9 protein-coding genes are annotated in these 14,033 nt (G+C 67.3%); 2 read left to right on the plus strand and 7 right to left on the minus strand.

The annotated features are described in order from the left end of the window. Nucleotide 1: 1 nt before the first annotated feature. The 4 genes from D6C00_RS05965 to D6C00_RS05980 all read right to left on the minus strand — a co-directional run bounded on the left by D6C00_RS05965 (nt 2) and on the right by D6C00_RS05980 (nt 7,658). The gene (locus tag D6C00_RS05965; RefSeq protein WP_125180876.1) at nt 2-2,371 is read right to left on the minus strand and encodes an ABC transporter permease; all 2,370 of its coding nucleotides are present in this window, start codon (nt 2,369-2,371) and stop codon (nt 2-4) included. Between the two features lie 10 nt (nt 2,372-2,381). After that, entirely contained in the window at nt 2,382-3,104 is a 723-nt protein-coding gene (locus tag D6C00_RS05970) for an ABC transporter ATP-binding protein (RefSeq protein WP_125180877.1), read from the minus strand. A gap of 325 nt (nt 3,105-3,429) precedes the next feature. Further along, nucleotides 3,430-6,567, minus strand: a complete 3,138-nt coding sequence (locus D6C00_RS05975) for an efflux RND transporter permease subunit (RefSeq protein WP_125180878.1) — start codon at nt 6,565-6,567, stop codon at nt 3,430-3,432. Nucleotides 6,568-6,572: 5 nt separating this feature from the next. After that, nucleotides 6,573-7,658 carry an efflux RND transporter periplasmic adaptor subunit gene (locus tag D6C00_RS05980; protein ID WP_158675318.1) on the minus strand — a complete coding sequence of 362 codons (1,086 nt, stop codon included), beginning with the start codon at nt 7,656-7,658 and terminating at the stop codon, nt 6,573-6,575. Between the two features lie 253 nt (nt 7,659-7,911). Between D6C00_RS05980 and D6C00_RS05985 the strand changes: the two genes are divergently transcribed. Next, nucleotides 7,912-9,534 (plus strand): aspartate:alanine exchanger family transporter, encoded by a 1,623-nt coding sequence (locus D6C00_RS05985; RefSeq protein WP_158675319.1) that lies wholly within the window; start codon nt 7,912-7,914, stop codon nt 9,532-9,534. 401 nt (nt 9,535-9,935) lie between these two features. Here D6C00_RS05985 and D6C00_RS05990 read toward each other — a convergent pair whose 3' ends face one another. Together D6C00_RS05990 and D6C00_RS05995 are read right to left on the minus strand one after the other, a co-directional pair. Continuing rightward, the gene (locus D6C00_RS05990; RefSeq protein WP_125180881.1) at nt 9,936-11,627 is read right to left on the minus strand and encodes an acetolactate synthase large subunit; all 1,692 of its coding nucleotides are present in this window, start codon (nt 11,625-11,627) and stop codon (nt 9,936-9,938) included. Then, nucleotides 11,614-11,871, minus strand: a complete 258-nt coding sequence (locus D6C00_RS05995; RefSeq protein ID WP_125180882.1) for a hypothetical protein — start codon at nt 11,869-11,871, stop codon at nt 11,614-11,616. Before D6C00_RS05995 ends, D6C00_RS05990 begins: the two co-directional genes overlap by 14 nt. 158 nt (nt 11,872-12,029) lie before the next feature. Between D6C00_RS05995 and D6C00_RS06000 the strand changes: the two genes are divergently transcribed. Further along, the gene (locus tag D6C00_RS06000) at nt 12,030-13,001 is read left to right on the plus strand and encodes a PDC sensor domain-containing protein (protein ID WP_125180883.1); all 972 of its coding nucleotides are present in this window, start codon (nt 12,030-12,032) and stop codon (nt 12,999-13,001) included. A 67-nt stretch (nt 13,002-13,068) separates the two neighbouring features. Here the strand turns inward: D6C00_RS06000 and D6C00_RS06005 are convergent, their stop codons facing one another. Beyond that, entirely contained in the window at nt 13,069-13,944 is an 876-nt protein-coding gene (locus D6C00_RS06005; RefSeq protein ID WP_125180884.1) for an alpha/beta fold hydrolase, read from the minus strand. Nucleotides 13,945-14,033 lie beyond the last annotated feature (89 nt).

Raw genomic sequence — 14,033 nt, forward strand, 5'->3', positions numbered from 1 at the left:
GCTATTCGCGGGTCTTGAGCACAGCAACCAGATCCAGCCGCCCCAGCCGCCTCCAGATGAACAGTCCCGAGAACAGGGTCGCGACCACGATCAGCGTCGCCCCCAGGGCCAGGTTGGCGGAAGTGAGTATCAGGGGCAGCCGGTACAGGTCACTCTCGAAGGCCTGCACCAGGATGGCGACCAGGCCGACCCCGACCAGCATGCCGACCGGCACGGCCGCCAGCGCCAGCAGTGCCAGCTCGCCGAGCAGGATGTAGGCGATCTCACCGCGGGTGAAGCCCAGCACCCGCAGGCTGGCCAGTTCCCGTCCCCGTTCCGACAGGGCGATGCGGGCGCTGTTGTAGACCACGCCGAAGCCGATCGAGCCGGCCAGCAGGGTCGCCACCAGGTTATAGAAGAGCACGAACTCACCGATGGTGGCGTAGAAACTCTGAATGGCAGCGGCATTGGCCACCATGCTCAGCACCCGCGGCCGTTCGTGCAGGGCCGCATAAACGGCCTCCTCCCGACCGGGCTCGATCGCCAGATAGGCACCGGAGACGACGTTGCCCTCGTGCAGCAGTCGATTCAGCGCATCGCGCTGCATGTAGGCCGAGACGCCCAGGAACTGCCGGGTGATGCCCAGCACCGGCACCTGAAGCACCTGGCGCCGGCCCTCCAGCATCTCCACCGTCAACAGCTCCCCGGGCTGTATGTGCAATATGTTGTTAGCCAGATGATCGGTCAGCACAATACCTTCCGGCGGCACCCGCACCGGCGCCAGGCTGCGATCCAGCGAACGGTGCAGCACACCGGCCGGCTCGATGCCATAGACACTGGAGCGGTATTCATGGTTGCGGTGGCGCAGTATCACCGGCACGTCGCGAAAGCCCTCCACGTGATCCACGCCGGGCAGGGCACGCAGTTCGTGCAGGGCGCGCCCGGAGGTGGGGTCGATGAAGGTCACCGCCAGGTCCTCGCGCGCGGCCTGGCGGAACTGCACGTCGACCATGAAATCGATGGCATCCTTCTGGTAGTTGCCCACCATCATCAGGCCGCCGGCGCAGGCGATGCCGAATACCGTGAGCAGCGATTTGAGCGGCCGGCGTTCGATGTGGCGCAGGATCATGCGGGTGGGCGCGCTGAACCAGCGTTGCAGGCCCAGGCGTTCCAGCAGGGTGGCCCGATAGGCCGTCGGCATCTCCGCCTGCATACCGGTGGCCGGCGCCAGGCGCGCGGCACGGGCGACGGAGAACAGGCTGCCGCTCACCGCGGCCAGGGCGCTGACCATCAGGGCGATCAGCACCACCTGCGGATTGAGCCGGTAGTGCAGGTAGGGGAAGCGGAAAGTGGTCTCCTGATACACCCCGGCCAGGCCCTGGCCGAACCAGGCGCCCAGCGCCGATCCGGCGAGCACGCCCAGGACGACCACCACCAGCACCAGCTTGACGAAGTGCCAGCCGATGGCCAGGTGCGAGTAACCGAAGGCCTTGAGGATGGCCACCTGTTCGCGTTGCAGGGCGATCAGGCGGCTGATGACCACATTGAGCATGAAGGCGGCCACACCGAGAAAAATGGTCGGGAAGATGGTCGCCGTGGTCTGGAGCTGCTTGAGTTCCTCGGACAGGAAACGGTTGGAGAACTGGTCGGCGCGACCGTAGGCGCCGGTACCCCCGAAGCGCGCCAGCTGCTGATCCAGGCGGTCGATGACCTCCTGTTCGCGCGCGCCGCGCGCCAGGGTCAGAGTGAGGTTGTTGAAGGCGCCGTCCATGTCGTGGGCCGCGGCCAGGGCGGTGCGGCCCATCCACAGCACACCGTAGCGCTTGAAGTCGGGGAACATGGCGCCGGGCGCGATCTGATAGATGTACTCGGGCGAGACCGCCACGCCGACCACTTCCAGGCTGCGGCGCTTGCCGCTGATGATGGCCGCGACCCGGTCGCCCGGGCCCAGGCCGTGGGCCTCGGCGAAGGTATCCGACAGCACCACCTCGTCGCTGCTGTAGGGGGCGACCCGCCGGCCGCGCTTCATGTGCAGTCGGTTGAGCCCGGCCTCGCCGACATCCGGCAGTGACAGGATGCGGCCAGTGATGGGATCGTCGAAGCCGGCCACCTCCAGCCGGGCGCCGGCCACCACCCGCGTCTCCAGCCGCTCCACGCCGCGGATGGCGCGCAGGCGGTCGGCCACCGGCTCGGGAGCGCGCTCCAGGTACGCGAACACCTCGGCGAAGCGGTACTCGGCATAGAAGCGCTCGCGCGTCTCGACCAGCGAATCATAGGTCGACAGCGACATCACCAGGGTGGCCACCCCGCCCATGATCACTGCCACGATGGCCAGCACCTGACCGCGCAGGTGCCACAGGTCGCGCAGCAGCTTGCGGTTCAGCGCCCTCAACCCGGCGCCCTCACCAGGACAGCTCCCGGGCCGGGGTCTTGTCACTGTTGCTCCGGATCTCGGCAATGCTGCCGTCGGAGAGCCGGATCACCCGGTCGGCCATAGCGGCGATGCCGGCGTTGTGGGTGATCAGTACCGTCAGGGTGCCCAGTTCGCGGTTGACCTGCTCCAGCACCTCCAGCACCCGCACCCCGGTGGTCGAATCCAGCGCACCGGTCGGCTCGTCACACAGCAGCACCGCCGGGTTCTTGGCCACGGCCCGGGCGATCGCCACCCGCTGCTGCTCGCCGCCGGAGAGCTGGGCGGGGAAGTGATCCAGCCGGTTGCCCAGGCCCACCAGCTCCAGCGCCGCCTCCGGGGTCATGGGCGCGGTGGCGATCTCGGTCACGGCCGCGACGTTCTCACGCGCGGTCAGGCTGGGGATCAGGTTGTAGAACTGGAACACGAACCCGACATGCTCGCGCCGGAACCGGGTCAGCTCGGACTCGTCCGCCCCGCTGAGTTCGTGATCCAGGTAACTCACCCGGCCGCGGGTCGGCACGTCCAGTCCGCCGAGGATGTTGAGCAGGGTGGACTTGCCGCTGCCCGACGGACCCAGCAGCACGATCAGCTCCCCGGCATACAGCTCCAGATCGATACCGCGCAGCGCCTGCACCTCGACCTCGCCCATGCGGTAGGTCTTGGTCAGACCCAGGGCAGTGAACACCGGCTGCGCATCGGTAGAGGAAGTCATCGTCAGGATGATGCCACGCGGCCTCGCGGCGGGGAATTGCGCGGCGTCAAGAACGAATGGATCGGTCCGACCGGTGCCTGATCGGATTCAACGTGACGCCCGCCGCCGCCCCAGCTGCGTAGGTCGGGTTAGCCCGCAGGGCGTAACCCGACGTAGGCCACCACTGTGTCGGGTTACGCTGCGCCAACCCGACCTACTCACCTGCAGTCCATCCGTCATTCCCGCGAAGGCGGGAATCCAGAGTCGGCAGAATTAATGAACGTTGGATCCCCGCCTTCGCGGGAATGACGGGGTTGTACTAAGCGCTATTTGTTCCTCACCCCATTCAGCCGGCTGGGCGATGCCTGCCCAGCACCGTGACCGTCAGCGCCGGCAGGAAGGTCAGGGTCACCAGGGCCGTGCCCAGCAGCCCGAACAGCACGATCAACCCCACCCCGCGGTACAGCTCGGTGCCCTCGCCCGGCAGCAGCACCAGCGGCGCCAGGCCGCCCAGGGTGGTGAGGGTGGACATGGCGATCGGCCGCAGCCGGGTCTCGACCGCATGGCGCACCGCCGCCTGCGCCGCCATCCCTGCGTCGCGAACATTGGTCATGGCCTGGTGCACGATCAGGATGGGGTTGTTGACCACCGTGCCCATCAGGATCAGGAAGCCCAGCATGGTGATCATGTCGAAGGGTTGATGGAAACCGCCCAGGCCGGCCCATTCGGCCAGCGCACCCGCGGCGTTGAACAGCCACAGCCCGATAATTCCGCCGGCCACGCCCAGCGGGATGGTGAGCATGATCAGCAGCGGATAGCCCCAGTGGGTGAAGATGGCCACCAGCAGCAGGTAGATGATGGCCAGGGCCACGACATAATTGCCGAACAGGGCCTCGCGCGTGGCCTGCAACTGATCGCTGGCCCCGGAGATGTCCACGCCGACGCTGGCGGGGATCGCCCCGCTCTGGCGCATATGCCCGACCACTTCATCGCGCACGATGCCCACGCCGGTCTCCAGCGCCACGCCGCTTGGAGGGATGATGTTCAGCGTCACCGTGCGCCGGCCGTCGAGGCGACGGATGGTGCTGGTGTCGACCGTCTCCTCGATCCGGGCGAGCGAGGCCAGCGGCACCTGCGCCCCGCTGGGGGTATGGATGGGCAGCTGCGAGAGCCGGTCCAGATCGGCGCCGGTACCGACCTCACTGTAGAGATAGATATCGATCTTGTCGTCGTCCAGGAAGAACTCGTCGACGAAGGCGCCGTCGGTCAGGGCCGCGACCGTGAAGCCCACGTCGCCGGCCTCCATGCCCACCTCGGCGACCCGGTCCCAGTCGGGGCGGATCTCCACCAGCGGCTGCGACAGCGACAGGGTCGGCGGGTTGGCCTGGATGCGCGGCCGGTCGAAGACCTCCTCGGCCCGGCGGTAGGCGGCCGTGGCCACTTCATAAATGGCGGCCAGGTCGGGACCGGAGATGTCCAGGTTCACACTGCGGGTGCCGCCGTCGTTGCTGGTGATGATGGAACCGCGGGTGGCGAAGGCGCGCATGCCCGGGTATTCCTCGTACTTGCGCACAATGGCGTCCATCAGCGGCTCGATGTGCGCCGGATCCTTGGGCTGGGCGATGATGCGGATGCGCTGCGGCTCGATGCCCATATTGATGTAGGCAAAGGCCGGCACCTCGGTTTCACCGCGCTCGAACTGCTCGGGCGCGTGTTCGAGGTAGGGGAGCAGATAAGCCTCCAGTTCGCGGCCGATGGCCGCCATGGTCTGCAGGTTGTACCCGGGCGGGGCATGCATGGAAGCGAACACCTTGGGCTCCTCGCCCTCGGGCAGGTACTCGGCCGGCGGGGTGAGCCAGACGATGGCCGCCAGGCTGGCCGCGGCCACGCCGGCGATCACGCCGAGGCGGCGCGGCCGGCTGTCGATCAGGGCGTTGATGCCGGCCAGCACCCGGCGGCGCAGGCCGCCGTCCGCGGCCGCGCCGCCGAGGGCATCGGAGCGGAACCGCAGCCGTGCCGAGGCGGTGGGCACAACCGTGATGGCCACCAGCATGGACACCAGGATGGAAGCCGACACGGCGATGGCAATGTCCGAGTACAGCTGCCCGGCCTCCTCGCGGATGAACACGATGGGCACGAACACCAGCACCGTGGTCAGGGTCGAGGCCAGCACCGCCGGCCACACCTGGCGCACCCCCTCCACCGCGGCCCGGAAGCGCTCCAGCCCGCGCCGGCGCGCCAGCTCGATGGACTCCAGCACCACGATGGTGTTGTCCAGGGTCATGCCGATGGCGAAGGCCACGCCGGCCAGGGATATGACATTGACTGTGCGGCCGGTGAGAAGCAGCCCGATGAAGGCGGCGATGGTGCAGATAGGAATACCCATCACCCCGACCAGAGTGGCCCGGCCCGAGCGCAGGAACAGGAACATGATGAGACTGGCCAGCACCGCGCCGATGGCCAGGTTCTTCCAGACATTGAACACCGAGGCCTCGACATAGCCGACGTCGTCGGCGATCAGGCGCATGAACATGCCGCGGGGATTGAGCACCTGGGCGTTGATGGCCTCCACCTCCCGCATCATCGCCCGCTTGATGTCGATGACGTTGGAGCCGGTCTGGCGCCGCACCGACAGACCGATCACCGGCTTGCCGTCGGTGAAGGACAACTCGCTCAATTCCGAGTGATCCAGCCTGAGTTCGGCCACGTCGCCCAGCCGGATGACGGAGTCGCCGCGGCGCTCGAGTACCAGGGCGCGCAGGTCGTCCAGGTCGTCGAAGCGGCCGATGGTGCGCAGCAGGTAGCGGCGCTTGCCGGATTCGACCTCGCCGCCGGAGACGTCGCGGTTGCGTGTCTGCACCGCCGCGCGCACATCCGCCAGGGTCAGGCGGTGCTGGGCCAGGCGGGCCGGGTCGAGCAGGATCTGCACCTGGCGCTCGGCGCCGCCGCCCACCCGCACCTCGGACACCCCGGGCACGCTCTCCATGCGGGTGCGCACATGGTCCTCGAGAAAGTCCTTTACCAGGTCCATATCCAGGCCGCGCGGATTACCCGGCAGGGGCGCGACCCGGAAATACATGAAGGAATTGGAGGAGAAGGAGGTGGCGTATATGCGCGGCTCGTCCACATTGAGCGGGTACTCGGGCACCTGGCTGAGCGCGTTGTTGACCCGGATCAGGGTCTCATTGAGATCGACGCCGAAGGGAAACTCCAGCTCGACGCGGGCGCGGCCGAAGGAGGCCTCGGCGGTGATCTCACTCAGGGAGGGAATGGTACGCAGGTACTCCTCCTGCTCGATCAGGATCTCCTTTTCCACATCCTGCGGCGTCGCGCCCGGCCAGGTGGTGACCACGGTGACGGTGCGCACCTCCAGGTCGGGGATCATCTGCACCGGGATGCGCAGGGCGGCGACCACCCCCAGCACCGAGATGATCAGCACCACCACCGTCATCAGGGTACCGCGTTTGACGATGGCCTCGAACATCGGGCTCAGTCGCTGTCGGCCAGGCGCACGCGCTGGCCCGGCTGCAAGGATTCGTTGCCGGCGGTCACCACCTGCATGCCGGCCTCCAGGCCCGAACGGATCTCGACCCGGCCATCGAAGGCCAGGCCGATCTCCACCTGATGTTCGTTCACTGTCGCGGTACCGTCCTCGCCCGCACCCTCAACCACCCAGACGCCGACCCGGCCGTCCGGGTAGCGCAGCAGGGCGTCGCGCGGCACCACCAGACCACGCCGGCCGGTGCCGAGCTGCAGCTCGGCGTGGGCGGACATGCCCGGCGTCAGCCTGAGTTCGGGATCATCCAGATAGGCCCGCAGCAGGAAGGTCCGGGCACCGGGATCATTGACCGGCACCACAGCGCCGATCCGCGCCTCGAACCGCCGACCCGGCACGGCCTCCAGCTCGACCTCCAGCCGGGTCTGCTCATCGATGCGCGGGAAGTGGCGCTGCGGCACCCGGAAATCCAGCCGCAGGCCCTCGACGGCGATCAGCTCGACCACGGCCATGCCGGGCTCGACCCACTCGCCCGCCTCGGTCAGCTTGCGGTTGATCACGCCGTTGAAAGGGGCATTGAGCACATGCCGGCGCAGCCGGGCTTCCCGGCGCTGCTCCTCGGCGGCCAGGCGTTCCACCGCTGCCTGCTGAACCTCGACCTGCGCCTCGAGCGAACGCACCTCGGTCTCGGGAAAGGACTGGCGGGCACGCAGCTGCCGCGCCTCCTCCAGCCGGCGGCGCACGTCGGCCAGTTCGGCCCGGGCCTGGCGGGTGGCGGCACGCGACGCGGCCAGCGACAGGCGTTCCAGCTCGCGATCCAGCCGCACCAGCGGATCGCCGGCCTCGACCCGGTCGCCGACATCGACGTTGATCGCCTCCACCAGACCGCCGACCGAGGTCGAGACCTGCGCCACCCGCGGCGAGGTCAGGGTGCCGGTCAGGGGCACGGCCTCGACAATGGGCGCAGTCTCCACCCGGTCGACAGCCACCCGGGTCAACCGCGACTCGGCCGCGGCGATACCGGCGCTCAGCAGCAGCCAGGGCAACAGACAGAGCAGGCGTAATGACTTCGAATGCATGCGGATCCTTGTACGGCCGGCGGGATGGAATTGCACTGCCTGTCGGCAGCATACGAGAGGCCGGGGCCGTCCTACAAGGCGCATCGGGTAACTTTTCTGTCACCTCTTCGCTGCCGTCCGTCACTGGCCCTGCCGGCTCCAGTGACGCTAAGATGGTGTGTATGGGAAGCAAATGCCCCTTCACCCTCATCCAGGCCTCCGGGGCCTGCGGCTGACAGCCGCATACCCCGGACAAGCAGGACAACCAGGCCCCATGGAAAACGACGCCGTCATCCCGATCGAGATCCTGTTCCAGAAATCCGAGCTGGTGGTCACCTTCCTGATCATCATGCTCGGCATCGGCTTCGGCAACCTGCGCATCAAGGGCGTGGGTTTCGGCTCCAGCGGGGTGCTGATCGTGGCCATGATCGCCGGCTACCTGTACCAGTTCGAACCCATCACCATTCTGCAGGACCTGGGCATCGTGCTGTTCCTGCTCAGCATCGGTCTGGAGGCCGGTCCCAGCTTCTTCCGCGCCTTCAAGCAGCACGGCCGGCGTTTCATCGCCAACGTGGTCGTTCTGCTGGCCGTCGCCGGCGCGAACACGGTGGGCATCATCGCGCTCGCGGGGGTGCCGATCGGCGTCGGCCTGGGGCTGTTCGCCGGCGCCTTCACCTCCAGCCCGGCCCTGGTCAGCGCGCTGCAGTTCAGCCCCGAGGAGGAGGTCATCTTCGGCTATGGCGTGGCCTACCCCTTCGGCCTGCTCGGGGTAATCCTGTTCATCACCCTCGCGGTGAAACTCATGCGCCCGACCATGGAAGCCGAGCTGCGCGGCCGCACCCAGCTGCATACCGGGGTGTACAAGCTGCAGAACGAGGAGTTTGCCGGCAAGCTCATCCGCGACATCGATTTCTTCCAGGACCACAACGTGGTGGTCTCGGGCATTCTGCGCGACCTGAACATGCGCACCGCCAGCGGCAGCACCGTGCTGCTGCAGGGCGACATCGTGCGACTCGAGGGCATGGCCGAGGATGTGAACAAGGTCGGAACGACCCTGGGCGCGGAGGTGCAGGAAAGCTTCGACGAGAATGCCGAACTCGACACCCGTTCGCTCGTGGTGGAGAACACCTCGGTGGTCAATCGCAGCCTGGGCGACCTGGACATCCGGCTGCGCTACAACGTCTCCCTGACCCGCATCCTGCGCGCCGGGGTGGAATTCGTGCCGCGCCAGGACCTGCCGCTGGAGTACGGCGACGTGGTGGTGGCCGTGGGCACGCCCTATCAGCTCGACCAGCTGGAGCTGTTTCTCGGCCACGAGCACCACACGGTGCAGCGGCGGGTGGACATCGGCTCATTGGCCGCCACCCTGTTCCTGGCCTTCGCCATCGGCGGCATCATCGTCCCGCTGCCCGGGTTGGGGCCCTTCTCGCTGGGGCTGGCCGGCGGGGCGCTGGTCGCGGGCCTGGTGTTCGGCCACTTCGGGCGCATCGGCAATTTCATCGGCCGCTTCCCGCGCAACGCCACCGCCGTGCTGCGCGAGCTGGGACTGGCACTGTTCTTCGTGCAGGTGGGGTTCGACACCGGCCAGAGCTTCGTCGAGTCACTCGATTACCAGGCCATCTACTACGCCTTCTACGCCGTGCTGTTCGCCGTGGTGCCGATGCTGGTCAGCTTCCTGTTCGGCCACTATGTGATGAAGATCCCGGTCAGCGAATGCTTCGGCGTGATCTGCGGCGGCATGACCTTCACCCCGGGGCTGGACATCATCCGCCAGACCGACAACTCCGATCACCCGGTGGTGGCCTACTCCTCGGTCTATCCGGTAGCGGTGATCCTGGTCATCGCCCTGGTGCAGGGCATGTACCTGGCGCTGGTCGGGCTCGGCGCGGTCGCCTGACGCCCGGCCGCGTGGGGCTCGTGGGCAAGCAGATCCTTGTGGTGTGTCGTCATAACACCTCCTGAAGGGATGGCCACGGAAAACACGGAAAGCACGGACATATCAAAAAAGGAAAACTGTGACTATACCCTTGCCGTCATTCCCGCGAAGGCGGGAATCCATGGGCCACGAGGTTTCTGGATTCCCGCCTTCGCGGGAATGACGTGAAAGTCATGCAGGTCGGGTTAGCCCGGCAGGGCGTAACCCGACAGGGATGCCGCGCTTGTCGGATTACGCTGCGCTAATCCGACCTACATATTCCGCGCTCCGCAATGACATGACCAATTGATCATCGATATGTCCGTGCTTTCCGTGTTTTCCGTGGCTATCACTTCTCCGTGGCCATCGGTTTATTACGGCCTTCAGATCAACCGGCTCTTGTCCTTGATCTCGCGGTTGAGGATGCGGTGATTGTCGCTGTAGTCCACCGGCACCTCGACCAGATGCACCCCGGGCGTGGCAAAGCAGTCCTCCAGCAGCGGACCCAGCTCCGCGGCAGAGGCCGGCCGGTGGCCCCGGGCGCCATAGCAGCGGGCATAATCGACGAAATCGGGATTGCCGTAATCCAGCCCGAAATCATCGAAGCCCATGTCGGTCTGTTTCCACTTGATCATGCCGTAGGCATCGTCGCGCAGCACCAGCACCACCAGGTCCAGCCCCAGCCGCACGGCGGTCTCCAGTTCCTGGGAATTCATCATGAAGCCGCCGTCGCCGCAGATGGCCATCACCCGGCGCCCGGGATGCACCATCTTCGCCGCCATGGCCGAGGGCAGACCGGCGCCCATGCTGGCCAGGGCATTGTCGAGCAGGACGGTGTTGGGCAGGCAGGCCGGGTAATTGCGGGCGAACCAGATCTTGTAGATGCCGTTGTCCAGGGCGATGATGCCGTCCTCCGGCATCACCCGGCGCACCTCGGCCACCAGACGCTGGGGATAGACGGGGAAGCGCGCGTCATCGGCGCCTTCCTGCAGATGGGCGTCGAGATGGCGCTTGACCTCCAGGAAGCGGCCGAAGTCCCAGTTCGGGGAGATCTCGATGGCGGCGGTCAGGCGTTCGATGCTGTCGGCGATGTCGCCGATCACGCCCTGCTGGGGATGATAGACCGCATCGACGGCGGCGGTGACATAGTTGACATGGATCACCCGGGCCGAGCCGGCGCGGCCGGCACCGGCGATATCGGGATTGTCCTCATCCTCGATGGCATCGTCGCCCATGATGAAGGGCGGCTTCTCCACCACGTCGTGACCGACATTGATGATCAGATCGGCCGCCTCGATGGCGCGGTGCAGAAAGTCCTCGCCGGACAGGGCCGCCGCGCCCAGATACAGGGGGTGGCGCTCGTCGATCACGCCCTTGCCCATCTGGGTGGTGAAGAAGGGGATGCCGGTCTTGTCGACGAAGGCGCGCAGGACCCGGCAGGTGTGGCGGCGGTTGGCGCCGGCGCCGAGCAGCAGCAACGGGCGCCGCGCCGCCTGGATCATGTCCCGGGCCTCGGCCACAGCGGTCGGACTGGCGCGCGGATTCTCGAACCGGCTGCGTTCGATGACGGCGGCATCGGTCTGGTCGCGGGCGATATCCTCCGGCAGTTCCAGATGCACCGCACCGGGACGCTCGTCCTCGGCCCGGCGGAAGGCCTCGCGCACCCGCGCCGGAATATAGTGGGCGCTGCTGAGCTGGCGGGTGTACTTGGTCAGCGGCTGCATCATGTCGACTACGTCGACGATCTGGAACTCGCCCTGTTTGCTGGTCTTGATCGGCTTCTGGCCGGTGATCATCAGCATGGGCATGGCGCCGAGCTGGGCATAGGCCGCGGCCGTGACCAGGTTGGTCGCCCCGGGACCGAGGGTGGCCAGGCACACCCCGGAGCGCCCGGTCAGGCGGCCGTAGGTCGCGGCCATGAAACCGGCGGCCTGTTCATGCCGGGTCAGAATCAGCCGGATGGAGGAATCCTTGAGCGCGTTGAGCAGGTCCAGGTTCTCCTCGCCGGGGATGCCGAATATGTACTCCACCCCTTCGGCTTCCAGGGCCCGGACAAACAGGTCAGCGGCTTTCATCGGCGGTCTCCTTGCTAACGTTCTCATCAGTAACGTCCCTGGTGCATTCGCGGTCACCGGCCTCCAGCCCTCGCACCAGGTACGGGTCCTGGGTGGCCACGCCGGTCGGACACCTGTCATACAGGCCGATACCCACCAGGGGCGCGACCACCAGCAGTGACCACAGCACCGGCGGCCACAGCAGGGCAAGGCCGGCGATCAGCAGCAGGACTGCCGTGATCAGTCTGGAATACCAGGTGCGCACGTGAGAATTCCCCTGCTTTGCGCATTGGACAGAGGGAGGTCGGGATTGTTCAGGCCATCCCCTGCGGGTTGCGCCGATGTCGGGCCGGCCCGGCTGGCCAGACAGGTCGGTCGCTGGCATGCTGTAGCCGACCCTACCAGATCGCGGGAGCAGTACGCATGGGAGAGGCACTGAGAGCGGCGGTGGCACGGCAGCGGATGTTGCTGCGCAGACTCCTGGACGCACCACTGGCGCGACTGGCGCGCGACTGCACCGCCGTCTGGCCGCGACGCGACGCCCTGGAGCCGCTGCTCATCCAGTGGCTGGACCACCTGCCCTCGTGCAAATACCTCTATGCGCTGGACCCGCAGGGCCGGCAGATCACGGCCAATGTCTCGACCCGGGGGCTGCTGCCGGAACATTTCGACCGCGACCGCAGCCAGCGGCCCTACCTGAAGGCGGCCCTGGCGGGCGAGACCTTTTCCCTGTCCGATGCCTACATCAGCCGCAACGCCCGCCGGCCCTCGCTGACCGCCATCCAGCGCATCGAAACCGCCGGGGGTGAACACCTGGGCTTTCTGGGCGCCGACTTCGACCTGCGCGAACTGCCGCTGACCCGCGAGGCCTACGAGCAGCCCGGCCAGTGGCTGCAGATGAAGGGCGACCCGGCCATCCGCAGCGGCCTGTTCAACCAGCGCCGCATCGACAGCCCCATGGACCAGCACCTCGACGCCGTGCTGGACCTGGTCATCGAACTGGTCGTGGCCCACGGGGTGTTCCACGGCAAGCTGCACTTCTCCAGTTCGCGCGCCACCCTCTGGTTCATCGAGGATCCGTTCCGCTACCGCATTCTCGACATCGAGGACCTGACCGATCCGGGCATCGTGCTCACCTACCCCAGCCGGCCCTATCCCGGGGACGCGGTAGTCCCGCAGGACCGCGTGGCCGAGGTCTTCCATACCCTGCGCGCCCTGCGCTTCATGGATGAGACCATCTACCTGCGCGCCGGCTCGCTGAACATCTTCAACGGGATGGTGGGATTGAACTTCTCCTGCGACGGCTCGCACTACATGCCCTGGCAGGAACTGCTGGAGAAGAAAATCGACTTCTGGCTCGGTACCGGCGATCCCGAACTGGACGACGCCGGCTGAAGTCCTTCGCCTGGCCCGCATTTCTCACCGTCCTTCTACTGCGACGAACGACGGTGAGAAATGCGGGCTATACCCTCACCAGCGCCCGCACCACATCCCCCGTATGCCGGATGGGCAGGGAGAAATGTCCCTCGCCCGGCACCCACGTCAGCCGCGCTTCCGGCACGGCCCGTTTCAGCCATTCACTGTGAACCGGCGGCACCACCCGGTCGGCCAGCCCGTGCCAGAGTTGCAGGTTGCGGATGCCGTCCAGCCCGAACGGCCAGGGCCGGACGGCTGCGGCCAGGTCCGCCACCGCGCCGGCCGCCCCCTGGCGGAAGGCCTCGCCCAGGCTGTCGGCGAACAGGGCCCGGATCTCCGGCCGGCGCAGCACGGCGCGATCGGCCGGTCCGTCGATCCAGCCCTGGATCGCCACCGCCAGGCGCGGTGCCCGCCGCACCACCTGCGTGACCACCGGCCCATAGGTCCACTGCAGCCAGGCCGGGCCGCGGCGCACCAGCCACAGGGCCAGACGGGCGTTGAGCTGCATGGCCGGGGCCAGACCGGAGCGTGTCAGGTCACCCAGGCCGCAGCAGATCGCCGTACCGCGCACCCGCTCGTCCAGGGTACCGGCGCAGGCCAGGGCATAGGGCGCGCCGCCGGAGACCGCAATGAGATGAAAGCGCCCGATGCCCAACGCATCGGCCAGAGCTTCGATGCGCGCCGGCCAGTCCTCCAGCCGGGGGCCGGGCACGGTTGCGGACAGGCCGTAGCCGGGCCGCTCGGGCGCGATGATGCGCACGCCCGCCTCCAGACAGGCCGCATGCAGCAGCGCGCCCTCGCGGCGCGAACCGGGCAGGCCATGAAAGTAGAAGGCCGGGATGCCGCCGGGGCTGCCGTAGACGGCATAGCCAAGCGGCGCGCCCCGGATCTCCAGTACCCGGTCATTGCGCGGAAACGCCATCGGCAAACTTTTCCCTCCTGCGTGTGTCACAATTTTTATCCGCAGTCGCGGATTTCAAACAACAGGCCCGGCAACACCGGCCAACCCTG

This window comes from Thiohalobacter thiocyanaticus (assembly GCF_003932505.1).
Lineage (GTDB): Bacteria > Pseudomonadota > Gammaproteobacteria > Thiohalobacterales > Thiohalobacteraceae > Thiohalobacter > Thiohalobacter thiocyanaticus.

Excerpts from the sequence above, each read along its gene's own strand:
- D6C00_RS05970 (WP_125180877.1), bottom strand. The coding sequence starts at position 3,104 with ATGACTTCCTCTACCGATGCGCAGCCGGTGTTCACTGCCCTGGGTCTG.
- D6C00_RS05975 (WP_125180878.1), bottom strand. The coding sequence starts at position 6,567 with ATGTTCGAGGCCATCGTCAAACGCGGTACCCTGATGACGGTGGTGGTG.
- D6C00_RS05980 (WP_158675318.1), bottom strand. The coding sequence starts at position 7,658 with ATGCATTCGAAGTCATTACGCCTGCTCTGTCTGTTGCCCTGGCTGCTG.
- D6C00_RS05985 (WP_158675319.1), top strand. The coding sequence starts at position 7,912 with ATGGAAAACGACGCCGTCATCCCGATCGAGATCCTGTTCCAGAAATCC.
- D6C00_RS05990 (WP_125180881.1), bottom strand. The coding sequence starts at position 11,627 with ATGAAAGCCGCTGACCTGTTTGTCCGGGCCCTGGAAGCCGAAGGGGTG.
- D6C00_RS06000 (WP_125180883.1), top strand. The coding sequence starts at position 12,030 with ATGGGAGAGGCACTGAGAGCGGCGGTGGCACGGCAGCGGATGTTGCTG.
- D6C00_RS06005 (WP_125180884.1), bottom strand. The coding sequence starts at position 13,944 with ATGGCGTTTCCGCGCAATGACCGGGTACTGGAGATCCGGGGCGCGCCG.